Here is a 24679-nt window from a genome sequence, read left to right as displayed (position 1 = left end):
TTCCCATGCGCCGCCTTTATTCATTTTACCGCCTTGCCATAACGGGCGAAGCTTTCCGCCAGCGGCGTCGTGCTGGCGCCGGGGTGCTCCGGACGTTTGTAAACACCATCCCGCACCTGGATCGGTTCTTCGAAATGATCCTTGATCCACGGAATATATTCGAGAATGGTCGAAGCCGGATGCCAGTAGCTCAGATGCACATGCACCTGGCTCATTTCCCCGGCATGCGGCACCACCGGCAGGCGATGGGCGAGTGCGAGATCAGCCACCTGAATATATTCGGTGATACCGCCAAGCCGGGTCACATCCGGCTGGACATAGGTGACTGCGCCGGCATCGATGAATGAGCGGAACGCATCCACCGTATAAAGCTGCTCGCCGAGCGCGATCGGAATGGATGTGCTGCGCGCCAGCCGGGCGTGGCTGGTGACGTCGTCATACCACAGCGGTTCCTCGAACCAGTAGATATCCAGATCTCTGGCCGACGCGCAAAAACGCTGGCATGTCGGCAGATCCCACTTGCCATTGCCGTCAATGGCGATGCGGATGGAGGAGCCGACACGTTTCCGGACAGCGGCGAGCCGCGCAATGTCGATATTCGGATCATCATGACCGACCTTGAGCTTCAGGCGGGTGAAGCCATCCTCCTCCACGGCCTTTGCACTGCCGGCCAACAGGTTCTCCAGCGTAAAGGAAAGCCAGCCAATATCGGTGTTATAGGCTTCCACGCCTGCCGTGCGCGCACCGCCGAGATATTGCCAGAGCGGCACGCCCGCCTTTTTCGCCTTGATATCCCACAGCGCCACGTCGATGGCGGCAAGCGCCAGATGGGTGATGCCCGCCCGGCCGACCCATTGCAGCGAGGGGTAACGGGCAAGTTTCGTCCAGAGTCTCGAATGTTCCGACGCATCCTCACCCAGCAACAGAGGAGCATAACAATCGCTGATACAGGACGTAATCAGCCTGTCGGACGGCAGATGCGCGTGGGTGCCGGTGAAACCATAACCCTCAATGCCGTCACTCGTCGTGATTTTTGCGCCGACGACGCCCCAATGGGTGATGCTGTGGGTGGAATCGGAAATCGACTCCGATGTCAGCGGCAGATGCAGGATGAAAGGTTCGACAGCGGTAATTTTCATGATCGGTCATTCCTCGATGCTTGAACGCTTCTGGGGAGGAAAGGCGGAAGTCCCTTTTCTGAGCGACGCTTCACCGATTGGCTGGTGAAGTCACGTTATTGTCCCACATCCAATGACTGCGGGAATTGAGCCGTCAGGGGATTGCCGAACCACCCTCCTCCGGCAGCCAGCTTCCGATGGCAGATAGAGCTAACGGAAAAACGGATTTTGTAAAATAAAAAATTTTTTATTTTTAATATTTGATTGTTGCCTGTCCCTCAAAGCTGGGCAATGATGCGGCCATGAACACACTCGTCAAAGTCACGCTCGCCGAACAGGCGCACCGGGAACTGCGCGCGCGCATCGTCAGTGGCAAATTGCGCGGCGGCGAACGCCTGTTGCCCAACGAGCTTGCCGCCGATCTCGGCATCAGCCCCACGCCGGTCAAAGAAGCCTGCGTGAAACTCGAGGCCGACGGGCTGGTGGTCAACTCGTCAAGGCGCGGTATGGTAGTGCGCGATTTCACCGTGGAAGATGTGGAAGAGCTCTACGCCGCCAGAATGCTGCTTGAAAAAGGCGCCGTCGAAGTGGCTTTCGATGCCGGGCAACTGGACGGAACGCTGCATGCGCAGCTGCTGGAAAGCCTTGCCAAACATCGTGAATTCGCCAAAGGCCCGACGCTCGACGAATTGTCGAAAGCGCTTTTTTACGACCGCAGCTTTCATACGACACTGGTTTCAGCCGCGCGCATTCCCGTCATCTCCGGCTCGCATGAGCGCATTCTCGACCAGACCCACACGGTTTTCGTCTCGATCCTCGGGGATTACGCCCGTTCGGTGGAAGAGCACCAGAATATCGCCGACGCCATCGCCGCCGGCAGCAAGGCCCAGATCGTCGATGCCCTGTGGCGGCATCTCGAGCGCAGCCGGCAGAATACGCTGCGCCAGGTCCGGCTGCTCAAAGAGGCTCGGGCCTGATCCATTCAAAATACGACCTATTCAGGGACAAATGGAGGAACTGACATGATGCGCGAATACCCGGATGCCGCCACTACCATCTTGCTCCGCATGGGGATTTCGCATTGATGACAGACCGGCTTTCCGCTGCCACCCTTCCCTGCCTGCCGCAATCCGTGGCAACACCCGCCTATGATCGCCAAACGGTCACACCCGGCATCGTGCATCTTGGAGTGGGTGCGTTTCACCGGGCGCACCAAGCGGTTTTCATTGATGACTGCCTCAATCGTGGTGAGACACAATGGGGTATCGTCGCCGCATCGCTGCGCAGCCCGGACACACGCGACGCCATCGAACCGCAGGACAATCTCTACACATTCTGCTTACGCGACGGCCAGAGCGAGCACCTGCGCATCATCGGCTCCATCATGGAAACCATTGTTGCGCCGGAAGATCCCGAGAGGCTGGTGGAGCGGCTATCCGATCCGCGCGTGCTCATCATCACTCTGACCGTGACGGAGAAGGGTTATCTCACCAATCTCGCTTCCCGCAGCCTGCTGCGTGACCATCCCGATATTCTCCACGATCTTGAAAACCCGAACCGGCCACGCTCCATCTTCGGTTTCATTCTCGCCGCTACACGACGCAGACGCAAAGAAGGCTCGCTGCCGCTGACGCTGCTTTCCTGCGATAACCTGCCCGCCAACGGGCATGTGTTGCAAAAGCTGCTGCTGGAATTTGCGGAACTCGCCGACGCGGAACTGGCACCCTTCATCGAAGCCAATATTGCCTGCCCCTGCTCCATGGTGGACCGCATCGTTCCCGCCACCACCGATGCGGACCGGGATACGATATCGACAGCACTTGGGGTGCGTGACGCCTGGCCGGTGGTGGCGGAGCCCTATTTCCGCTTCGTCATCGAGGACAATTTTCCGCATGGAAGGCCGGCGCTCGAAAGATCGGGCGTGGAGTTCGTCAGCGATGTCGAGCCTTACGAACATATGAAGCTCAGAATGCTGAACGGTTCCCACAGCGCCATCGCCGCCATAGGTCAGATCGCCGGCCTTAAAACGGTTGCCGATGCATGGGGCGAAAAAACCGTGCGCGATTTCATCGACGCCTATTGGCGCGAAGTCGGCCGGACGTTGGACCCTGCCGTCGACGGCGCGGAATTCGCAGCCGGCCTCAGAGAGCGTTTCGCCAACCCCTCCCTGCAGCACAAGACGATGCAGATCGCCTCCGATGCCTCACAGAAAGTGCTGCTGCGCATTCTTGGCCCGTTACGCGAACTGCTGGAAGAAAAGGCCGCCTGTCGCGCCGTTATTTTTGCCGTCGCTTTGTGGATCAGATCCTGTGCGGACAAGGATGAAAAGGATCAGCCGATCACCATCCTCGACCCCGCTTTCAAGGAGTGGGATGCGCCGGACCAGCTGGCAATGGCGCCGGATGCTGTCGTTGACCGCTTTCTCACCTTCAGGCGCACATTCGGCGACGACCTGCCGGGCAACGAAAACTTCGTGCCCACCCTGAAAGCCGCCTATCGCGACATCCGCGAACAAGGGGCACTCGCCGCCATCGGCATGTTTTTGAGGTCCTGAAAAACAAACAGGCCGGAAAACCGGCCTGTTTTCTAACTTGATGTTTCTACGCTCAGGCCGTTGCGGCCTGCCGCGCTGCCTTGCGGCGTTCCACGCGGGCGCGGATGGCATCGACATCCGTGATCGGTGTCGCGGCGAAGAGCTGGCGCGTATAGGGGTGCTTCGGATCGGCGAAGAGTTCCTCGCGTGTTCCCTGCTCCACCGCCACGCCCTTGGAGATGACCATCACATCGTCGGCGATGTAACGGACCACCGAGAGATCGTGGCTGACGAAGACGTAGGTCAGCTCGAATTCCTCCTGCAAATCCCGGAGCAGGTTCAAGACCTGCGCCTGCACCGAAAGATCGAGCGCGGAAACCGGCTCGTCCAGCACCAGCAGCGCCGGATTGAGCATCAGCGCGCGCGCAATGGCGATGCGCTGGCGCTGGCCGCCGGAGAACATGTGCGGATAGCGGTTGAAATGTTCAGGACCGAGGCCGACCTTCACCAGCATGGCTTCCGCCCGCTCGCGACGCTCGGAAGCCGGAATTTTCGTGTTGATGATAAGCGGTTCCATCAGCACGTCACCCACCTTCTGGCGCGGATTGAGGCTGCCATAGGGGTTCTGGAACACCATCTGCACCTTGGAACGCATCTGCGTGTCCGGACGACGCCTGGCGATATCGACCGGCTGGCCATCGATCTTCAACTCGCCACCGGATGCGGGATCGATCAGCGCAATGATGCGGGCAAGTGTCGACTTGCCCGAACCGGATTCGCCGACGATGGCGAGCGTCTTGCCACGCTCGACGGCAAAATCGATGCCTTTCAGCGCCTGAACCGTCTTGGCGCCACCGAACAGGCCGCCCGGAACATGATAATCGCGGGTAATGCCCTTGCCTTCGACAACAATGCTCATTGAACGCCCTCCTTGCCGAAGAAATCGGAAACCGTGGGCAACCGGTCGCCGGTAGCATTTTCGGGCAGAGCCGCAAGCAATGCCTTGGTATAGGGATGCTTTGGGGCCTCGAAGAGGCTTAAGACATCGGCCTCCTCCATCTTGCGACCCTTATATTGCACAACGACGCGGTCTGCGGTTTCCGCCACCACGCCCATATCATGGGTGATGAGGATGAGCGCCATGCCGTATTCCGCCTGCAGGTTCATCAAGAGATCGAGGATCTGCTTCTGGATCGTAACGTCGAGCGCGGTGGTCGGCTCGTCAGCAATCAGCAGGCGCGGCTTGGAGGCGATCGCGATGGCAATCATCACACGCTGGCACTGGCCGCCGGACATCTGGTGCGGATAGGCGTTAAGCTTGGTTTCCGGCTCGGGAATGCCGACAGCGCGGAACAGTTCCAGCGCCCGGGCGCGGGCGGCGGAGCGGCCCATGCCGAGATTGAGGCGCAGCACTTCCTCGATCTGGAACCCGACCGTAAAGGACGGGTTGAGCGAGGCGACGGGCTCCTGGAAGATCATGGTGATCTCGCGGCCGATCACCCTGCGGCGCTCCTGCGGCGTCAGCGCCAGCAGGTTCTTGCCGTCGAAGGTCATCTCATCGGCGGTAATCGTTGCCGTATCGGGCAGAAGCCCCATGACGGCGAGCATCGACACCGACTTGCCGGAACCGGACTCACCGACGATGGCCAATACTTCATGCTTGTCGACGGAGACGTCGATACCATTGACGGCGGTGAAGGCGCCGGTGGCGGTGGCGAATTTGACGGTGAGGTTCTTGATTTTCAGCAGGCTCATCGCTCAGCTCCGCTTCAGTTTAGGATCGAGCGCATCACGCAGACCGTCGCCCATCAGGTTGATGGCGAGTACCGAAATGAGGATCGTCAGACCGGGAAGGGTGACAACCCACCAGGCGCGCAGAATGAATTCACGCGCTTCGGCCAGCATCGTGCCCCATTCGGAGGCGGGCGGCTGGGCGCCCATGCCGAGGAAGCCGAGGGCCGCCGCATCGAGAACCGCGGACGAGAAGGACAGCGTCGCCTGCACGATCAGCGGTGCAAGGCAATTCGGCAGAATGGTCTTGAACATCAGCCGGAAATTGCCAGCACCCGCCACGCGGGCGGCCGTGACATATTCGCGGCGCAATTCACTCATGACAGCCGCGCGCGTCAGACGCGCGAAATGCGGCTGATAGACGATGGCGATGGCGATCATGGCGTTGGTAAGGCCCGGCCCGAGAATGGCGACCAGCACCAGCGCCAGCAACAGCGAAGGAAACGCCAGGATAACGTCCATCACGCGCATGATGACGCTATCCACCCAGCCGCCGAAGAAGCCCGCGACGAGACCGATGACGATGCCGCCGACAAGGGCGATGGAAACGACGACGACGCCGATGAACAGCGAATATTGCGCGCCGTAGATCAGCCGGGACAGCATGTCACGGCCGACCGCATCGGTGCCGAGCAGGAATGCCGCACGGCCGCCATCCTGCCAGACCGGCGGGACGAGCAGCGCATCGCGATATTGCTGCGTCGGATCATGCGGCGCAATCACGGCTGCGAAAACCGCCACCAGCACCAGAAGAAGGAAAACGGCAAGGCCGATGACGGCGCCACGATTCTGGCGGAAGTAGAACCAGAAATCGGCGATCATCCGGCGGCGGATGGCGGCGTCCGAAAGGCGGACGCCGGGGGTGGTGGTCACATCGCTCATTTGTGACGGATCCTCGGATTGATGAGGCCATAGGTCAGATCGACAAGCAGGTTGACGACCATCACCAGGCCCGCAATCAGCAGCAGGCCGCTCTGCACGACCGGATAGTCGCGGCGCGAGATGGAATCGATCATCCACTTGCCGATGCCCGGCCAGGAAAAGATGGTTTCGGTCAGGATGGCACCCGCCATCAGCACGCCAATCTGCAGGCCGATGGTGGTGATGACCGGGATCATGGCGTTGCGCAACGCATGAACGCCGACGACGCGGGAGGCCGACATGCCTTTTGCACGGGCGGTGCGGACATAATCCTCACCCAGAACTTCCAGCATGGCCGAGCGTGTCTGTCGCGCAATTACCGCCAGCGGAATAGTGGCAAGCACCACCGAGGGCAGGATGAGATGCGACAAGGCCGAGGCGAAAGCGCCCTTTTGCCCCGAAATCAGGCTGTCGATCAGCATGAAACCGGTGACGGAGGGGAAGAAATACATCAGCGAGATGCGGCCCGACACCGGCGTCCATTGCAGGATGCCGGAGAACATGATGATCAGCAGCAGACCCCACCAGAAGATCGGCATGGAGAAGCCGATCAGCGCGGTCGTCATTGAAATCTGGTCGAACCACGAGCCACGGCGAATGGCGGCGATGACGCCGACCGGCACGCCGATCAGCGTTGCGATGATAATGGCAACGAGGCCAAGCTCGACCGTCGCGGGGAAGAGCGACAGGAACTCGGTCAAGACAGGCTTCTTGGTGACCAGCGAATTGCCGAGATCGCCCTGAAGCAGCCGTCCGAGAAAATGCAGATATTGCTGCCAGATGGGCTGGGCAAAGCCGAGCTGTTCGGCAAGCTGCGCATGCCTTTCAGGCGAAATGCCGCGCTCACCCGCCATCAACAGTACAGGGTCGCCCGGCAGAACACGCACGAAGGCGAAGGCGACCATGGTGATCCCGAGGAAGGTCGGAACGAGATAGAGAAGTTTGCCGAAAATGAACCGGATCATGGTTTTTTCCTGAAAAGACGCGCGGAAGAACAGGGTTCTTCCGCGCGTCCTGTTGTTTGGGATTATTCAGCGATATCGACGGATTCGAAGGTGAAATCGCCAAGCGGGCTCATGGTGAAGCCGGAAACCTTGGCGGACATCGGAACGAACTGTGTGGAGTGCGCAAGCGTCGCCCACGGAGCCTGTTCCTTGAAGATTACCTGCGCCTGCTCATAAAGCTTGGTGCGCTCGGCAACGTCAGTGGTCTGCTTTGCCTTGGAAAGCAGCTCGGAGAACTCCTTGTTGCACCACTGAGCACGGTTTGCACCGCCTTCGCCGGTCGCGGCGCAGGAGAGCAGAACGCCCATGAAGTTATCAGGGTCACCGTTATCGCCGGTCCAGCCGAGGATGACAGAACCGTCGCGGTTCACTTCGGTCGACTTCTTGAGATATTCACCCCATTCAAAGGAGACGATCTCGGCCTTGACGCCAACCTTCGCAAAATCCGACTGGATCAGCTCGGCCGTGCGGCGCGCGTTCGGCATGTAGGGACGCTGCACCGGCATCGCCCAGATCTTCATCGTCAGATCCTTGACGCCAGCGGCTTCGAGAGCCTTCTTGGCGGCTTCCGGATCATACGGATCGTCCTTGATGCTGTCGTTGTAGGACCACATTGTCGGCGGGATCGGGTTCTTGGCAACCTGGCCGGCGCCCTGGAACACGGCGTCGATGATCGCCTGCTTGTTCATCGCCATGTTCAGCGCCTTGCGGACTTCCGGCTTGTCGAAAGGCGCAACGGTGGTGTTGTAAGCGAAGTAGGCAACGTTCAGACCCGGCTGCTCATCGAGCTTGAGGTTTTTGTCGGCGCGGATGGTTTCGAGATCGGCCGGAGCCGGGTAAGGCATCAGGTGGCATTCGCCGGCCTTCAGCTTCTGCAGACGCACGGCGGCATCAGGCGTGATCGCGAAGATCAGGTCGTCGATCTTCGGCGCGTCACCCCAGTAGTCGGCATTCTTCTGGTAGCGGATGACCGCGTCCTTCTGATAGGCGACGAACTTGAACGGACCGGTGCCGATCGGCAGGTTGTTGAAGTCTTCCTTAGTGCCGGCCTTATCAAGCGTGTCGGCATATTCCTTCGACACGATCGAAGCGAAAGGCATGGCGATGTTGGCGAGGAATGGCGCTTCCGGGCGCGTCAGCACGAACTTGACGGTGTAATCGTCAACCTTGACGATTTCCTTGATCAACGACGGCATTTCCATGGAATTGTAATATTCGTAGGTGATGCCTGCGATATACTGGTTCCACGGGTTCTTCGCGTCGCCCTGGCGGTTGTAGCTGAAGATCACGTCATCGGCGTTGAAATCGCGGCTCGGCGTGAACTTCTCATTGGAGTGCCACTTGACACCCTTGCGCAGGTGGAACGTGTATTCGAGGCCATCGCTCGAAACATCCCATTTTTCCGCAAGGCCCGGCTCAACTTCGGTCGTGCCCTTCTTGAACTCGGCCAGACGGTTGTATACCGGATGCGCGGAGGCATCGAAGGTGCCGCCGGCGGTGTAAGGCGACGGATCGAAGCCTTCCGGCGACGCCTCGGAGCAATAAACGAAGGTCTTCGCCATGGCAGGCACGGCGGAAGTCATCGCAATCGCAGAGGCGATAAGCAAACTGCGGGTCAGCGTTTTCATCTGGTGGTCCTTTCCCTCTTTTTCTGAGTTCCTGCGGCCCCGTTTGGGGGCCTACCTCTTCTGGTCAGCAGCAACACGGGAACCCGCGCCGCCGTTCGGTCTTTGCCTCCCGACCAATTACCCGGCGACCGGCTGAAACAGCCGATCGAGGTTCTTTTCCGGCGGGCAGAACCAGCGCGGTCCCGCCTCCGTCATATAAACAATGTCCTCAAGACGAACGCCGCATTCCCCATAAACGCACAGCATCGGCTCGATGGAAAAGCACATGCCCGGTTCAAGCGCCGTCGCATTTCCTGCAACGATATAGGGTTCTTCGTGAATATCCAGCCCAAGGCCGTGGCCGGTGCGGTGCGGCAGGCCGGGAAGCTGATAACCAGGGCCGAAACCGGCCGCCTTCAGGCTGTCGCGCGCGGCCTTGTCGACATCCGAACACGCGGCACCGACGTGGGCCGCGGCGAAAGCCGCAGCCTGCGCATCGCGTTCAGCGTTCCAGAGGAAACGCTGCCTATCTGTCGGCTTGCCGAAGACATAGGTGCGGGTGATGTCGGACCGATAACCATGAAGAATGGCGCCGAGATCAACCAGCACCATATCGCCTTCGTTCAGCGTCTGCGCATAGGGAACGCCATGCGGATAGGCCGTCGCCTCGCCGAACTGAACCGCCACGAAAAGCGGTTTCATGCCAAGGGCGATATGCGCGGCGTTAACGAAATCAGCCACTTCGGTGGTGGAAATGCCGGGACGAAGCCCTTCGAATACGGCCATCTGCACACCGTAACTTGCGTCCATCGCCGTCTGGATAAGGGCAATTTCAGCCGCAGACTTGACCTGTCGCTGGGCAACGATCATCGGCTGGGCGGAAATGATCCGTCCTTCCAGACGCTGCATCAGGGCGGATGCGAAAACAAACGGGGTAGCGGGATCGATGGCGACAAGATGGCCGGGACAGGAAAGCGCCGCAACGCGTCCTGCCATCAGGTCGAAGGGATTTTCATCCTCTTCCCAGACGGCAACCGTCCCCGGAATACGGATTAGGGTCTGGAGTTTCGGCTCTTCGAATGTCGGGCTGATATAGACCGGTGCCCCCTCGGCCGGCACCAAAGCGCCATGAATTCGCTCGGAAAGGCCAAGCGACAGACCGGTATAATAGGTCAGCGACGATGATGCATCGAGCCAGACCGCCTTGACATTGTCCTGGATCATCCGCGCTTGAAGGCCGCGTAGCCGCAACCTGAGCTCGTCTTCAGCGATCGATGAAACCGCGATCGGCTGAAACCGCTTCAGCGCCTCTTGAAAGTCTGCCATTCTCTCCCCGCCGCTTTCGGGCGCACAGACACAAGCGTGTCGGCCACCTCCCAAGCGTTCTTTTGCCCATGAATAACCACAGGCCGGGGGCTAAGCAATGGGCCAGCACCACGCACCGCCACAAAACTGTGCATATTCATCTAGACATAACGAAATCGTGATCGACACGCGTCCGATTCCCGCACTCATCGCCTTGACGCAGAAATCTAAAATCCCCCGGAAATCCAAGGGGGAAACGCAGGTAAGCCGCCAGCAGCTATGGCATCAGGCGGAACTCAGCGAGAGATTGCTCCGGGAAAATAGCTCTAAAAAGGAAAAAGCCTGCCGCGGGAGGAGGTGCGGCAGGCTTCAAACTTGATCGGCGACTGGGAGGAGGAGTGCCACCGATCCACATCGAGCGGCACTGGGAGGAGGAGTGCGCCGCTTCGATGATTTGAATATAGCGACATTTGTGATTTTTAACAGAGCAAGTCTCGCAATGCAGCATTGCATTTTTGCATAGCTCAAAAATACCTGCCCGGTTTTTCAGCACTCCCTGAAAGCCACTGAAATCAACTTTCGCGATGGACCTGAAAACCGGCAAAGGACTGGTTGACCGGCATGAGTTCGAGGCTGTTGATGTTGATGTGTTTCGGCTGCGAGGCGACCCAATGGATCGTATTGGCAATATCGTCGGCCGTGATCGGATTGACGCCCTTATAGAGATTGTCCGAAGCACCCTGGTTGCCGCCGGTGCGAACCAGCGTGAATTCGGTCTCGCACATGCCGGGTTCGATGGAGGTCACCCGCACGCCCTTGCCATGCAGGTCCGAGCGAAGGCCGAGTGAGAATTGCCGCAGGAAAGCTTTCGTTCCGGCATAGACATTACCGCCGGCATAGGGCCAGTGCGCAGCGACCGAAGAGAGGTTGACGACGATGCCCTTACGCTCGATCAGCGTCGGCAAGAGAAGGTAAGTGACGTTCAACAGGCCGGTGATATTGGTATTCACCATGGTCTGCCAGTCTTTCAGCGGTACCTGCGGCGCGGGCGCAGTGCCAAGCGCGAGGCCGGCATTGTTGACGAGAATATCGATGTCCCGGAAACTCTCCGGCAAAGCGGCCAGCGCCTTTGCCGTCGCATCCTCATCGGTAATATCGAAGGCGACGCCATGAAAGGCTGAACCGAGTTCGGCCGCCAGCGCCTCCAGCCTTTCCGCCCGCCGGCCGGTGCCAATGACCTTCCAGCCTTCCCCAATGAAACGCCGTGCCGTGGCCTGGCCGAAGCCGGATGTAGCGCCGGTGATGAGAATGGTACCGCTCATGATGATGTCTCCGCTAATTTCGCTCTGTCAGGATCAGTCTGTCCCAATAATTTCTCCGCCGCTGCCTCAAGGCACCGTTTATAGGCGTCGAGGTCGGTATAGAGCGCCTCTTCAGGCGCATTGCCGACAATGATGACCCCACCGCGCCGCAGGATTCCACCATGCAGCATGAGATTGTCGACCATGTCGAAATTCTCGATCGACAGCCCGTCCGGCCCGCGATACCGGCCCGTTTCATCGATGGTGGCAACGCCGCCATAATGCGCCTTGATGCGGGTGAAATGATTGGCAGCAACATTGGTATAGGCGAAAACCGGCTTGCCCAGCGCGCACATGAAACCCAGCTCAAAGCTTGTTCCCGTATCAGCGGCGACACCGCGAAACGGTGTGAGATTGGCAATCACCGCATCCGCTTCCAGCATCATCCGCTCGTCAACGGCATTGATGTTGCAGCCATGGCCGATCCGGGTATCGGCCGGCGGAATCTGCAGATCACCCGGTGAAAGCGGCGTAAAACCGGCGTCCCGCGCAAGTGAGGCCTTGAGATCGAGCATTTCACGCGCGTTCGGGAGGAAAACTTCCGGTCCGGCGAGATAGATTTTCTTTGTCATCGGGAATTCATGCGTTTTGTAAGAAAAGGATTTCCCGAACCTAACCCGGAGACTTTCGCAAAGGCAAGCGCGAAGCCGCGCCGAACCGGCCCATAAAACGGTATCATCAGGCCATTCTTTCCGTTATAGCCGGAGCAACCGACTGCAATTTCTGGAGCAAGACATGGCCGCAACCATTCGCTATCACGAAGGCGATATTTCCGCCGAAGATACCGCGCGTTATACCGGGGCCATCGCAATCGATACGGAAACACTCGGGCTGGTGCCGCGCCGCGACCGTCTTTGCGTCGTCCAGCTTTCGCCGGGCGACGGCACCGCGGATGTCATCCGCATCGCCGCCGGCCAGAAACAGGCCCCCAACCTCGTGCGCATGCTCGAAGATCCCGCCCACCAGAAGATTTTTCATTATGGGCGTTTCGATATCGCCGTTCTGTTCCACACCTTTGGCGTGACAACCACGCCGGTTTTCTGCACCAAGATCGCCTCGCGCCTCACCCGCACCTATACAGACCGACACGGACTGAAGGACAATCTGAAGGAAATGCTGGAAGTCGATATTTCCAAGGCGCAGCAATCGTCCGACTGGGCCGCAGAGACGCTATCGCCCGCGCAGCTCGAATATGCCGCCTCCGATGTGCTCCACCTGCATGCGCTGCGCGACAAGCTGACCCACCGCCTTGTGCGCGATGGCCGCCTTGATCATGCCGACGCCTGTTTCGCGTTTCTGCCGACCCGCGCCAAGCTCGATCTTCTCGGCTGGGAAGAAACGGATATTTTCGCCCATAGCTGAGCGTTTTTACGCTTGGTTTAAGCTCTGATTTACCAGAATTGCCTATTCTCGGCCGCAACTTTGGGTGGCCGGGATTTTTCAGATGATTACTCCGCTGCAGCAGACAGCCAGCATAGCCGTCAGCGACCTCATGAGGTCGATGGTCGAGACCATCGAGGAACGCCAGCGCGAAGAGCAGGAAAAGGCGAACGGCACCAAAAAGGATGAGGCGGTCAAGACCCAGCCGCAGCCGGACCAAAGCCTGCGTGTCGCCAATGAAAAGATAAGCGCCTATCTGTTCGGCATCATGAAACCGGACGCCGATGCCTTTGCCTCGCTCGTCTCCCGCTTCTCCTCCGCCCTTGGCGTCACCCAGGAAAACGATGAATCGAGCTTCTCGTTTTCGCGAAGGCTTCAGGACGCGCTGACCTTGACAGGCAGCTTCGAAAAGGCCGACGCACAGGGAAAAGCCACGACAATTTCCCTGAAATCCTTCGGCGTTTCGGAAGCGCAGGTCGTAGACATCCTGAACAATGGCGTCACCGCCAAGACCGACCCGATGGCCGCCCTTGCCGCGCGCATTGCAGAGAGTGCCGGCCTGACGGGCAAGGAAGAAGATTTCGGCGTGCAGATGTCGGACGCCATCATGGCGGTGCGTGCGACCTTGCCAAAAAGTGTCAATGATCTGGAGGAATCCACCGGCCTGAAGGAACTCGGCGTTTCAGCGCAGCAGATGATCGCCGCCATCGCCAACCCCTTCGGCGACGCGGCGCGCGCCGTCAAGGATGCCCTGAACGAGCAGGCACAGGGCACCCGCTTCATGACACGCGAGACCCTGAAGGTCATCCAGCGCCTGGAAGATGTCGCCGACCCGAAAACCAAGGAAGAATTGCAGGCTGAGCGCGGCGAAGATCGCATCGGCGAAGTCAATGATGCCGAAGTGAAGGCCGAGCGGGAACAGGATATCCAGACCCGTGATGCGCAGGGCAAACTCGAAGATGTGCAGGAACTTCAGGATGTCGTGAAGGAACACATCGACGCTTCAGCCGGGGAAAAAACCGATGGCACGGAGGGGCAAGGTCCGGTCGATATTTCATCGGAAATCGCCCTGATTTCGGTGCTTGCGGCCGCGCCGGACGAAGAAGCTGCTCCGACTGAAAACGACAACGCGCCTGCCAAGGCGAACAAGGCCAAAACAGACGCGACCACCACACCGGCCGATGCGGAAGCATTGCTGGATGCGATGGCGGTTGTCGATGACGCCCGCAGCGCCATTTTGCCGATCTCGATCGACGATAATGGCCTTTATGAACTGCTGAAGAAAAAGGCGGCATGATTGCCGCTTCCGACCGTATTTGAGCGAAACATGATGTGAGTTCAGACATGTCAGATATTTCCGGCCTATCCGGCAGCGCCGGTCTCGATGCCGAACCGAATGCAGCGCAGGCGCTGCTCTCGATGGCCGCCCCGCCGCTCGCCCCAGATAACACAACCTTCCTCACGCCCGGCGAAGACGATGAAGCCATCGATCCCGTGGAAATTCGGCCGGAGAGACGTTTTCCCAAGGCGAGCTGGCTCGATGCCATGCCACCGGAGGCCATGGAAGTGCCCCTCAGCGAACCCGACCACATTTCTTCGGTCAACTCCGACGATAACGGACTTTACCGCATGTTCATCGGCGTTTCGCCCTGAGCGACGCCGTCCGGCATAATTTATGGTTAGCCAAATATTAATATCTGCGCGGCAAGCTTCAACTTGATGATTCTGTGTGTGCCGAAGAGAGCTGGCATTCGCGCCAGCGGCATATACGGGCGCTCCCGCATGAGCGGGCGAGATGACACCTGTACATCACCGACGCGGTAAATCTTTCAGCAGACGGGTCAGATGCGGATCAAGAGAGCCAGGGATTGGCCCTTTCGCAGCCAGCGGCGGTAATCGATAGGAACGGAGCGCACCCATGTTACCGCCTGTACCGAAAATTTCGGCAGCCGATGCCACCTATGGAGCGACAATTCCACCGGCGACGCGCGGGCAGCCGAAAGAAGCCGCAATGCCCCACGTGACCAGTCCTGCTCCCGACAATGGCAGCAGTATTTTTGCAAAAGCAGCGGTCGCCTCGCTGACCAGTGAATTTCGGCTTTCCCGCAGCACCGCCGTGCTTGCGGAAACGCTCGGTAAATTGATGAATCTGCCACGGCGCGACGGTGAAGCCATCGAGACTTATGTGGTACGCCTGACGGATGCGCTGCGCGCCATGCCCCCCGCGCAGCGCCTGGCGCTGGAACAGCAGGTCAGCAAGGCCCTGCAGGGCTTGAGCCTTTCGATGCTGGCCGAAATTCTGAAACAGCCCACCGGCCCGGAGGCGGCCCGCCTCGCCCTGCTGATCGAGCTTTCCCGCTACAAGGGAATGGATCTGGCGGCGAAAGCGGTGGTTTCCTCCTATCAGCAGAATAATCCTTCCAGCCCAGTACCGGCATCGCCAGCAGCACCACCAAGACAGCAAAACACCCAAAGTCAGGGCACAGAAGGCCGCCAGAACGTGACCCCGGCAGCACAGCTGGCAAATGCCGCCACGACCGGTCGGCTCTCACCGCTGTTCATCGGCCCCCTTGCCCTGGGTGGCGCAGCGATAAAAGCTATGGTGATGACGCAGGCGACGCCGTCGGATCTACGGCCCAATCTTCCCACCCCACCAACCGAAACGCGCGTTTCTGCGCCCGACGCTGCAAAATCGGACGGAGAAACCGAAAGCGCGGCACGTCCGCCTCTGCCGCATGCGGGCGACACGGCAAAAGAAGGACAGGCGGAGCTCCGACCGGCACATCCGCCAAGGGCTGAAAACAGCGAAACGCGCCCTGCCCTCGCGCAGCGGGAGATGATCAAAGCGGAACAGAGGGAAGCCCGCACAGGCTCGACAGCGCCATCCAGCCAGCCCACAGCCAGCGTCAAGGATATGGAGAACCTGCTGCTTGCCGCCATGGCCGGGAAACTTCCCGCCAAAGCCGCGACCGCCGCACAGCCATCCGCTCCGCTGCCGGGTGTCGCGCCACAGCAGCCGGAGGAGCAACTCTCCGAAAAAACCGCAACGCCGACGCCGCTTCGCCCGTCCAGTGAGGAAACGGAGACTGTTACCAATCGTCCCGAGGCTCAATCCCTCCCCCGCGCAGCACTCGATCCGGAAATGAGGATGGCGATGCTCGAACAATCGGCCTCACAATCGCTGATCGCCGCCGCTCTCGCAAAAGACGGCACGCCGCTGCCGCTGGTCACCTATCCGCCGGCGGAAGAGGATTATGAATCGGAAACACCACCGCGTGGTGGCGGCCCGTTTTCGGAGGATGAAGCGGAAGGCGAGGCGGAGGGCGAAAACGCCGGAAGCCCGGACGAGGCGGACGAGGTGGAAGAGCGGGTGGCCGCCAATGACGAGACCGGCAAACAGGAAAGCCCACCGGAAGCGGCGTACGACGACGGTGCAGAAAATTATTACCTCAGAATGAGCGGCATGCTCTGAATTTCAAGTGACCGACCCGTCTCCGATGACGCGAAAACTGCGCCAATAAAAAACCCGCCGGAAAATTCCGGCGGGTTCTTCATTTCAAAAGATCAGAGCGATTATTCGCCGCGGTTCTTCAGAGCCGCGCCGAGGATGTCGCCGAGCGAAGCGCCCGAGTCGGACGAACCGAACTGTGCAACTGCTTCCTTCTCTTCAGCGATTTCCAGCGCCTTGATCGAAAGCATGACCTTGCGATCCTTCTTGGAGAAGTTGACGACGCGGGCGTCGAAAACCTGACCAACTGCGAAACGCTCCGGACGCTGATCGTCGCGATCGCGTGCGAGGTCGTTGCGGCGGATGAAGGAGGTGAGGTCTTCGTGGTTGACGAGCTTCACTTCCACGCCACCGTCGTTGACGGCGATGACTTCGCACGAAACGACTGCGTTCTTGCGCAGGTCGCCGGACGATGCGGCTTCGCCGACAGCATCCTTGCCGAGCTGCTTGATGCCGAGCGAGATGCGTTCCTTCTCGACGTCAACATCGAGAACGACGGCCTTGACCACGTCACCCTTGTTGAACTCTTCGATGACCTGTTCGCCCGGACGGTTCCAGTCGAGATCCGACAGGTGAACCATGCCGTCAACATCGCCTTCGAGGCCGATGAACAGGCCGAATTCAGTCTTGTTCTTGACTTCGCCTTCGACTTCCGTGCCAGCCGGATGGCTGTAAGCGAATGCCTGCCACGGGTTTTCAAGCGTCTGCTTGAGACCGAGCGAGATACGGCGCTTGGACGGATCGACTTCGAGAACGACAACGTCGACTTCCTGGCTCGTGGACAGGATCTTGCCGGGATGTACGTTCTTCTTGGTCCAGGACATTTCGGAAATGTGGATCAGGCCTTCAATGCCCGGCTCCAGCTCGACGAATGCACCGTAGTCGGTGATGTTCGTGACCGTACCGGAGATCTTCTTGCCAACCGGGTACTTGGCGGAGATGCCATCCCACGGATCGGACTCGAGCTGCTTCATGCCGAGCGAGATGCGGTGGGTTTCCTGGTTGATGCGGATGATCTGAACCTTGACCTGCTGGCCAATGTTGAGGATTTCCGAAGGATGGTTGACGCGGCGCCATGCCATGTCGGTAACGTGCAGCAGGCCGTCGATGCCGCCGAGGTCAACGAACGCACCGTAATCGGTAATGTTCTTGACAACGCCGTCAACAACCTGGCCTTCTTCGAGGTTCTGAACGATTTCAGAACGCTGCTCGGCGCGCGACTCTTCGAGAACCGTACGGCGCGAAACAACGATGTTGCCGCGACGCTTGTCCATCTTGAGGATTTCGAAGGGCTGCGGGTTGTGCATCAGCGGGGTAACGTCGCGGATCGGACGGATGTCGACCTGCGAACGCGGAAGGAAGGCAACAGCGCCGTCCAGATCGACGGTGAAACCACCCTTGACCTGGTTGAAGATGACGCCTTCGACGCGCTCGCCAGCTTCGAACTTGGCTTCGAGCTTGACCCAGCTTTCTTCGCGGCGAGCCTTCTCGCGCGACAGAACGGCTTCGCCGAGAGCGTTTTCGATGCGCTCGACGTAAACTTCGACTTCGTCGCCGACCTTCAGCGTGCCGTCCTTGGACTTCGCGCCGAATTCCTTCAACGGTACGCGGCCTTCAACCTTGAGGCCGACGTCGACGATGGCAACGTCCTTCTCGATTGCCGTTACGATACCCTTGGCAACATAGCCTTCGGCAAGATCGTTAGAGGCAAAGGATTCTTCGAGAAGCGCTGCGAAATCTTCGCGCGTGGGGGTAGATACTGACATGAAATCTCCTGGTTGCATCCGCACGAGGGCGAATACAAGAGCGCCGGTGGGCTAGTGTTGTTGATACCCGAACCCATGCCCGCCTTTTTAAAAGGCTTTCCGGCGCAAGGACATGTCTTCAGGCAATTCCGGACTAAACGCGGACCGAAATGAAGCGGTTCCGCGAAAAACCTATTTCCTCAGGGCGGCGTCGATGATCGCCCGCGCGGCCTGAAACGCCGCCTCTATACTCATTTCCGACGTATCTAGCAAGTGCGCGTCTTCAGCCGGTTTCAAAGGGCTGTCCGCGCGGCCCATGTCGCGCTCGTCGCGTTTCCTCACTTCTGCAAAAATGGCGTCGTAATCAGCACTGCCGCCATTGGCGAGTATTTCATCATAACGACGTCTTGCCCTGACATCAGGCGAAGCCGTGACATAAAGCTTCACCGGCGCATCCGGGCACACCACCGTCCCGATGTCTCGGCCATCCAGAACCGTGCCCGGCTCTTTTGTCGCAAAACGCTGCTGCGCCTTGACAAGCGCGCGCCTCACCGGCGTCATCACCGCAATTCTGGAAGCGGCCTCGCCGATATCGTGCCGGGAAAGCACCGAGCGGTCGAGACCGGCAAGGTCGAGCTCCAGCGCCACCTTTTCAGCCACCGCCTCATCATCCAGCTGTAGCCCGGCATCGAGAAGGGCCCTGGCTGTGGCTCTATAGGTCAAGCCGGTATCGAGATGGTGGAACCCATAGATTTCCGCGATCCTGCGCGACAACGTTCCTTTGCCGGCCGCAGCCGGTCCGTCTATGGCGATCGTGAATGTCATGAAGCTCTCTGCCTGTGTGTGCGTCATTCATATAATATAGCGTTCGGCTGCTTCCAATCTTCATCAGCAGCCCGGCATATAAGGTGCGTTGCAAGGGCAACGCCCGAAGTTTGTCTTTGACACGAAAGACCGCAACGATTAAGGGGACCGGCTAGAAATTTTACAGTCTATGCCGGTTTTACGGCGTACACACCGAAACTCATTCGACAATTTGAGGCTTAGACAGTGGCAAAAGCGGACCTTGGTACCAAGCGCACAGACCCCGATACCGGCAAGAAGTTCTACGATCTGAACCGCAATCCGGTCGTTTCTCCCTATACCGGCAAGTCTTGGCCGCTCTCCTTCTTCGAGGAAAGCACGGCTCAGGCAAAGCTCGAGCAGGCTGAGGAAGAGGAAGTAGCGGAAGTCGACGCCGAGAACACGGAAGTCGAACTCGTATCGCTGGAAGATGCCGATGGCGACAACAGCGGCGACGAAATCCCCGATATGGGTGATGACGAAGACGACGTGGAAATCGGCGACGAAGACGACACCTTCCTCGAAGCCGACGAAGACGACGACGATGACGACATGTCCGGCATCATCGGCGTTACGGGCGACGACGAAGAAGCTTGATCTTATTGGATAAACCAGCCCGGCGACAAAAAAATGAAGCCGGGCTGTTTTTTGTGCTTGCACTCTTCGATTAGCCGAAGTAGTAAGCCGCCACCGAACGGAACAACAGCCGCTTCGGTTCCCGGAACCGGACGAAATGCCGGAACCCTTATGGGGCTATAGCTCAGCTGGGAGAGCGCTTGCATGGCATGCAAGAGGTCAGCGGTTCGATCCCGCTTAGCTCCACCAAATCTTCCCAGACACGATAAATCACCCGTTGACGGACATTCCCGGACGCCTTATCGGCCGGCTACCGGCAAGATCGTCTCCCGCAATAGCGTTCGCACGTCCTGCCCTTTGATCCGGCATTCAACAATTTGGACTGCCCCACCCTCCACCACCACCCGGCATTCGAGATATTTGCCGCGCAGCCGGTTCTCCAGCGCCTTGAAGGCGTTCAGGCCGCAGGCATAGCGGCGGCCATCAGCGCCGGCGCAGACGCGATTACGGTCGATGTCTTCGACGCCGGCAAGGCGGAATTCCTGACCCTTGAAGGTGAAGCGATTGCTGGCGACCACGCGCAGGCGCTGGTCGCCATGTATTTTTAGCGGATAGGGGTCGGGCGGGGTCGGGATGCGCTCATAGTTCTGGTGACGGGTATCGACCTTCACCGGGGAGGTCGTCCACAGCATCTCCGTGTTCGCCGCAAGACCGGCAGTCTCATAGCCATCTTCGCCATTGAGGAACGAAGCGATGCGCATGCCGGCAATGCCGAGCCCTATCACCAAAACGATCTGAAACAGCAAAATTGCGATCTGCCGAGCCATATCACCGAAACATCAAAAGCGATAAAATATGAACCTATCCCGCTCCAGAGTAGAAGAGACGCAGCATTACATCAACAGGACCTTGCGAGCGGTAACGTCGCGAATTGTCCCCATTGCCATGATCGGAATGCCGTCGCAGTCGTGAATCACCCTGCCAGTCGTCCTGAGCCAACGAAACCCACCAGCCTTGAGATCAATCCGGCTCTCCTGATCATAAAACTCACCGCTTATCAGCGAATTATGGACCGCTCGCGCCACCCGGGCTTGTGAACCAACCTCGACCTGGGCGATGAACTTCTCCACCGGAATGCCGCGAGAAGCCTCTTCAAAGGAGAAATCGCGCAAACGCGACGCCACAGCATCCAGATAAACCAGATTCTGACCGATGCTCCACGTATAATAACCAATCAGCGTCTCTTCCAGAGATATATCTTCTAACATCGGCTTTCTACACTACATGAATGCTTATAACTTTTTTATAACATAACAAAAAATGCATGACTAATCACAAGAATTTATCCTTTTATTTGATGATATTCTACTTTAGACTTCATGCGGATATAGAAAGCACTTTGCCGCCCGCCCCTTGTTGGCGAAGCAGCCTTCCTGTGCCAAAGAAGGTTGACATCGTAACCCAAAACAGGAGTCGCCGTGACCATCGGGCTTGCCCATGCAGAACTCATTGCCGTCGTCACCGCCATTACGCGAGACGAACCGCGGGTGATGACCGTCCGGGCGGGCGCGGCACTTCCCTCAGGCCCATTCGAATTCGGGCACAGAACGCTGCAAAGCGGGCTGCGGGAGTGGATCCACGAGCAGACCCATCATCCGGTCGGTTATCTCGAGCAGCTTTACACCTTCGCGGATCGCGACCGTAACAACGATATTCCAGGAGGAAGAACCATCTCCATCGGTTATCTGGGGCTGGTTCGCGAGCATGAATCGTCGGGCAACGGGCACGCGCTCTGGCACGGCTGGTATGAATACCTACCCTGGGAGGATCATCGGCAGGGCCGCCCGGCGGTTCTGGATACCATCATCGACAGGTTGCGGGCCTGGGCGGATTCCGATCCCGCCTGCAAAAGCCAGCGTCACCTGCGGGCCGATTTCACCTTCGGCCTCGATGGTGGCGGCTGGAACGAAGAACTGACGCTGCAGCGCTACGAATTGCTGTACGAGGCGGGCCTTGTCGAGGAAGCCCAGAGCGAGCCACGGATCAATTTCGGCAGGCCGATGTTTGCCGATCACCGCCGCATTCTCGCCACCGGCATCGCTCGCCTGAGGGCCAAGATCAAATATCGCCCGGTGGTTTTTGAGCTGATGGCTGATACCTTCACCCTGCTGCAATTACAGCGCGCGATCGAAGCGCTGGCGGGACTGACCCTGCACAAGCAGAATTTCCGCCGGCTGATCGAACAGCAGCAACTGGTGGAAGAGACCGGCGACATGACGAGCGAAACCGGCGGACGCCCGGCAAAGCTTTTCCGCTTCCGCCAGACCGTTCTCGACGAACGCGCCCTCTCCGGAACGAAACTGCCGCTCTCTCGCAATTGACATATGCTCACAATGAGAATATCTCTTTGTCCTAGATATACTCAAAAAGAGTATAAATGGGAGAGCGTCGTGAACGAACAGATATCTGCCGCAAGCCTTTATGATCGGGTCAGCCGCGTCATTCCCAAGGCGGAATGGATGGGCTTTCAGGACGATGTGGATGCGATCCTTGAGTTGAAGCGCAAACGCAACGCCGTCATTCTCGCCCATAATTACCAGACGCCGGAAATCTTCCACGGCGTCGCCGATATCGTCGGCGACAGCCTCGCCCTTGCGCGCAAGGCGATGGAAGTGGAGGCGGATGTTATCGTTCTTGCCGGCGTACATTTCATGGCCGAGACGGCAAAGCTGCTCAATCCGGGAAAAACCGTTCTCATTCCGGATATGGCCGCTGGCTGTTCGCTGGCCGATTCCATCACGCCCGAAGACATCGCCCTTCTTCGCAAGGCCTACCCCGGCGTTCCGGTCGTCACCTATGTGAATACCTCGGCAGCGGTAAAAGCGGCTTCCGACATCTGCTGCACCTCGGGCAATGCCCGCCAGGTGGTGGAATCGCTCGGTGTGCCACGTGTGCTGATGTTGCCGGATGAATATCTGGCGAAGAATGTCGCGCGGGAAACCAATGTCGAGCTGATTGCCTGGCGCGGCCATTGCGAGGTGCACGAGCTTTTCACTGCCGATGACATCAGGGAATTGCGCGAAAGCCATCCCGGCGTCATCGTTCTGGCACATCCGGAATGTCCGCCGGATGTTGTGGAAGCCGCCGATTTTTCCGGCTCCACCGCCGTTATGTCGGATTATGTCGGCCGGGAGCAGCCCGCCCGCGTGGTGCTTCTGACGGAGTGCTCGATGAGCGACAATGTCGCCGTGCATCACCCCGATGTCGAATTCATCCGCCCCTGCAATCTTTGCCCCCATATGAAGCGCATCACGCTTGGCAATATCCGCACGGCACTGGAGGAAAACCGCCATGAGGTGACGGTCGACCCGGCAATCGCGGTCGCTGCCCGCCGCGCCGTGGAGAGGATGCTGGAGGTATGAGCGAACGCCTTCCGCCGCAGCAGGATTGGACAGTCGTTGTCGGCAGCGGCATTGCGGGCCTGATGGCGGCGCTGACGCTTGCGCCGCAGCCCGTGCTGCTTCTGACACGCGGCGCGCTCGGCGGCGAAACCTCAAGCGCCTGGGCGCAGGGTGGCATTGCCGCGAGTCTCGGCCCGGACGATAATGCAGCACTGCATCTTGCCGACACGCTCGCCGCAGGCGACGGGCTCTGCGACGCCGATATGGCCGAGGAGATCGTCTCCACCGCCCCCGCCGTCATCGAGGCGCTGGAGCGGGCCGGCGTGCGCTTCGATCGCGATGCTGAGGGGAAACTCGTCTTCGGGCTGGAGGCTGCCCATGGCCGACGGCGCATCCTGCATGCGGAAGGCGACGGTTCGGGCGCGGCCATTGTCAGGGCGCTCGCAGCCGCAGTCCTTCGCACACCATCCATCACGGTTCTCGAAGGCACGGAAGTCCGCCGCCTGTTGACGGAAGAGGGCGCGATCGCTGCTCTTGCCTGCGCCGGCCCGAAGGGCAGTTTCATTCTGCCGGCCACACGGGTCATTCTTGCAACCGGCGGCCTTGGCGGGCTTTACGAAGCGACGACCAATCCTTCCGGCAATTTCGGGCAGGGCATCATGCTCGCCGCGCGCGCCGGCGCCATCCTTGCCGATATGGAATTCGTCCAGTTCCACCCGACCGCGCTTTCCTCGCCCAGACGGCCGCTGGCGCTGGTCAGCGAAGCGGTGCGGGGCGAAGGCGCACTTCTGCTCAATGAAAACGGCGAACGTTTCATGGCGACAGTGCCGGGCGCCGAGCTTGCGTCACGCGATATTGTCGCCCGCGCCATCGACCGGGAAATCCTGCGCGGCGGCGCGGTCTTTCTCGATGCCCGCAAGGCGCTGGGTTCCGGCTTTTCCGCCCGCTTCCCTTCCATCGACCTGCTCTGCCGCGAGGCCGGCATAGACCCCGCCCGCGAGCTTGTGCCCGTGCGTCCCGCGGTGCATTACCATATGGGCGGCGTCGCCACGGATGGCAGAGGCCAAAGCTCGGTGCCGGGTCTGTGGGTTGCCGGTGAAACCGCCTGCACGGGCCTGCACGGCGCCAACCGGCTCGCCAGCAATTCCCTGCTGGAAGCCGCCGCCATGGGCATGCGTGCAGCGCAGGATCTCGCCGGTCGACAGGCACGCACGGCAGGGCCGGCAGCTGTTGCGCCACGCACAGCCCCCGACTGTGGAGCCGCCGATCCCGCTGCCGTCCGACCCATCGTTTCCCGCCATCTCGGCATTGTGAGACATGCAGCAGGCTTGCGCGAAGCGATCCGGGACTTGCTGCCGCTTGCCGAACAGGAAGGCCCGGCATCCGATCCCGCCCTCGTCGGCCTCACCATCGCCGTCTTCGCGGCCCTGCGCACGGAATCGCGCGGCGCGCATTTCCGCGACGATTTTCCCGGAAAGGACGCGGTCGCCACAAGACGCAGGCTGAGCCTGACCGAAGTGATCGCCATCGGCCATGACCTTTCCTCATCCAGCTTTTCTTCTTCCAGCATTGCGCGGAGCGCCTGA

23 protein-coding genes and 1 tRNA gene are annotated in these 24679 nt (G+C 59.5%); 11 read left to right on the top strand and 13 right to left on the bottom strand.

All coding sequences use genetic code 11. The annotated features are described in order from the left end of the window. Nucleotides 1-20: 20 nt before the first annotated feature. A complete protein-coding gene (locus JZX89_RS20230) occupies nucleotides 21-1139 on the bottom strand; it encodes a mandelate racemase/muconate lactonizing enzyme family protein (RefSeq protein WP_174374624.1) in 1119 nt (372 codons plus the stop codon). 281 nt (nucleotides 1140-1420) lie between these two features. Between JZX89_RS20230 and JZX89_RS20225 the strand changes: the two genes are divergently transcribed. Both JZX89_RS20225 and JZX89_RS20220 read left to right on the top strand, forming a co-directional pair. Then, on the top strand, nucleotides 1421-2095 hold the full coding sequence (locus JZX89_RS20225; protein ID WP_207135167.1) for a GntR family transcriptional regulator: 675 nt from the start codon (nucleotides 1421-1423) through the stop codon (nucleotides 2093-2095). A 107-nt stretch (nucleotides 2096-2202) separates the two neighbouring features. After that, on the top strand, nucleotides 2203-3672 hold the full coding sequence (locus JZX89_RS20220; protein WP_207135166.1) for a mannitol dehydrogenase family protein: 1470 nt from the start codon (nucleotides 2203-2205) through the stop codon (nucleotides 3670-3672). A 52-nt stretch (nucleotides 3673-3724) separates the two neighbouring features. Here the strand turns inward: JZX89_RS20220 and JZX89_RS20215 are convergent, their stop codons facing one another. From JZX89_RS20215 to JZX89_RS20180, 8 genes are all read right to left on the bottom strand, one after another. Next, nucleotides 3725-4570: an ATP-binding cassette domain-containing protein gene (locus JZX89_RS20215; protein WP_149901185.1), complete on the bottom strand. Its 846-nt coding sequence runs from the start codon at nucleotides 4568-4570 to the stop codon at nucleotides 3725-3727. Beyond that, nucleotides 4567-5406 (bottom strand): ABC transporter ATP-binding protein, encoded by an 840-nt coding sequence (locus tag JZX89_RS20210; RefSeq protein ID WP_207135165.1) that lies wholly within the window; start codon nucleotides 5404-5406, stop codon nucleotides 4567-4569. Before JZX89_RS20210 ends, JZX89_RS20215 begins: the two co-directional genes overlap by 4 nt. A 3-nt stretch (nucleotides 5407-5409) precedes the next feature. After that, nucleotides 5410-6324: an ABC transporter permease subunit gene (locus JZX89_RS20205; protein WP_149901187.1), complete on the bottom strand. Its 915-nt coding sequence runs from the start codon at nucleotides 6322-6324 to the stop codon at nucleotides 5410-5412. Further along, nucleotides 6321-7328, bottom strand: a complete 1008-nt coding sequence (locus tag JZX89_RS20200; RefSeq protein ID WP_149901188.1) for an ABC transporter permease subunit — start codon at nucleotides 7326-7328, stop codon at nucleotides 6321-6323. The genes JZX89_RS20205 and JZX89_RS20200 overlap by 4 nt, the downstream gene beginning before the upstream one ends. A 62-nt stretch (nucleotides 7329-7390) precedes the next feature. Beyond that, on the bottom strand, nucleotides 7391-8995 hold the full coding sequence (locus JZX89_RS20195; RefSeq protein ID WP_149901189.1) for an ABC transporter substrate-binding protein: 1605 nt from the start codon (nucleotides 8993-8995) through the stop codon (nucleotides 7391-7393). 117 nt (nucleotides 8996-9112) lie between these two features. Further along, complete coding sequence (locus JZX89_RS20190; protein ID WP_207135164.1) at nucleotides 9113-10300, bottom strand: M24 family metallopeptidase; 1188 nt, start codon at nucleotides 10298-10300, stop codon at nucleotides 9113-9115. A 551-nt stretch (nucleotides 10301-10851) separates the two neighbouring features. Then, nucleotides 10852-11601: an SDR family oxidoreductase gene (locus tag JZX89_RS20185; protein WP_207135163.1), complete on the bottom strand. Its 750-nt coding sequence runs from the start codon at nucleotides 11599-11601 to the stop codon at nucleotides 10852-10854. Then, a complete protein-coding gene (locus JZX89_RS20180) occupies nucleotides 11598-12212 on the bottom strand; it encodes a nucleoside 2-deoxyribosyltransferase (RefSeq protein WP_207135162.1) in 615 nt (204 codons plus the stop codon). Before JZX89_RS20180 ends, JZX89_RS20185 begins: the two co-directional genes overlap by 4 nt. A 163-nt stretch (nucleotides 12213-12375) precedes the next feature. Here JZX89_RS20180 and JZX89_RS20175 point away from each other — a divergent pair, with 163 nt between their 5' ends. The 4 genes from JZX89_RS20175 to JZX89_RS20160 all read left to right on the top strand — a co-directional run bounded on the left by JZX89_RS20175 (nucleotide 12376) and on the right by JZX89_RS20160 (nucleotide 16492). Continuing rightward, entirely contained in the window at nucleotides 12376-13002 is a 627-nt protein-coding gene (locus JZX89_RS20175) for a ribonuclease D (protein WP_046801718.1), read from the top strand. Between the two features lie 82 nt (nucleotides 13003-13084). Beyond that, nucleotides 13085-14317 (top strand): hypothetical protein, encoded by a 1233-nt coding sequence (locus tag JZX89_RS20170; protein WP_207135161.1) that lies wholly within the window; start codon nucleotides 13085-13087, stop codon nucleotides 14315-14317. 47 nt (nucleotides 14318-14364) lie between these two features. Beyond that, complete coding sequence (locus tag JZX89_RS20165) at nucleotides 14365-14673, top strand: hypothetical protein (protein ID WP_207135160.1); 309 nt, start codon at nucleotides 14365-14367, stop codon at nucleotides 14671-14673. A gap of 265 nt (nucleotides 14674-14938) precedes the next feature. Beyond that, nucleotides 14939-16492, top strand: a complete 1554-nt coding sequence (locus tag JZX89_RS20160; protein ID WP_207135159.1) for a hypothetical protein — start codon at nucleotides 14939-14941, stop codon at nucleotides 16490-16492. 101 nt (nucleotides 16493-16593) lie between these two features. Here JZX89_RS20160 and rpsA read toward each other — a convergent pair whose 3' ends face one another. Both rpsA and cmk read right to left on the bottom strand, forming a co-directional pair. Further along, nucleotides 16594-18294 carry a 30S ribosomal protein S1 gene (gene rpsA / locus JZX89_RS20155; protein WP_149901196.1) on the bottom strand — a complete coding sequence of 567 codons (1701 nt, stop codon included), beginning with the start codon at nucleotides 18292-18294 and terminating at the stop codon, nucleotides 16594-16596. 171 nt (nucleotides 18295-18465) lie between these two features. Beyond that, complete coding sequence (cmk, locus tag JZX89_RS20150) at nucleotides 18466-19125, bottom strand: (d)CMP kinase (RefSeq protein WP_207135158.1); 660 nt, start codon at nucleotides 19123-19125, stop codon at nucleotides 18466-18468. A gap of 198 nt (nucleotides 19126-19323) precedes the next feature. Here cmk and JZX89_RS20145 point away from each other — a divergent pair, with 198 nt between their 5' ends. Then, nucleotides 19324-19713 (top strand): TIGR02300 family protein, encoded by a 390-nt coding sequence (locus JZX89_RS20145; protein WP_149901198.1) that lies wholly within the window; start codon nucleotides 19324-19326, stop codon nucleotides 19711-19713. Nucleotides 19714-19865: 152 nt separating this feature from the next. Beyond that, nucleotides 19866-19941: transfer RNA gene (locus tag JZX89_RS20140), tRNA-Ala, on the top strand. A 50-nt stretch (nucleotides 19942-19991) separates the two neighbouring features. Here the strand turns inward: JZX89_RS20140 and JZX89_RS20135 are convergent. Next, nucleotides 19992-20519, bottom strand: coding sequence for a thermonuclease family protein (locus JZX89_RS20135; RefSeq protein ID WP_207135157.1), 528 nt, complete (start codon nucleotides 20517-20519; stop codon nucleotides 19992-19994). 66 nt (nucleotides 20520-20585) lie between these two features. Then, nucleotides 20586-20960 carry a PAS domain-containing protein gene (locus tag JZX89_RS20130; RefSeq protein WP_149901200.1) on the bottom strand — a complete coding sequence of 125 codons (375 nt, stop codon included), beginning with the start codon at nucleotides 20958-20960 and terminating at the stop codon, nucleotides 20586-20588. Between the two features lie 210 nt (nucleotides 20961-21170). Here JZX89_RS20130 and JZX89_RS20125 point away from each other — a divergent pair, with 210 nt between their 5' ends. The 3 genes from JZX89_RS20125 to JZX89_RS20115 all read left to right on the top strand — a co-directional run bounded on the left by JZX89_RS20125 (nucleotide 21171) and on the right by JZX89_RS20115 (nucleotide 24679). Next, nucleotides 21171-22073: an NUDIX hydrolase gene (locus JZX89_RS20125; protein WP_207135156.1), complete on the top strand. Its 903-nt coding sequence runs from the start codon at nucleotides 21171-21173 to the stop codon at nucleotides 22071-22073. Between the two features lie 69 nt (nucleotides 22074-22142). Continuing rightward, the gene (gene nadA, locus JZX89_RS20120) at nucleotides 22143-23114 is read left to right on the top strand and encodes a quinolinate synthase NadA (RefSeq protein ID WP_207135155.1); all 972 of its coding nucleotides are present in this window, start codon (nucleotides 22143-22145) and stop codon (nucleotides 23112-23114) included. Then, on the top strand, nucleotides 23111-24679 hold the full coding sequence (locus JZX89_RS20115; protein WP_207135154.1) for an L-aspartate oxidase: 1569 nt from the start codon (nucleotides 23111-23113) through the stop codon (nucleotides 24677-24679). Before nadA ends, JZX89_RS20115 begins: the two co-directional genes overlap by 4 nt.

It is taken from the genome of Agrobacterium burrii (assembly GCF_017313405.1).
GTDB lineage: Bacteria > Pseudomonadota > Alphaproteobacteria > Rhizobiales > Rhizobiaceae > Agrobacterium > Agrobacterium burrii.
The sequence above is the reverse complement of the archived record's forward strand: the minus strand, read 5'-3'. Positions and strand labels throughout refer to the sequence as shown.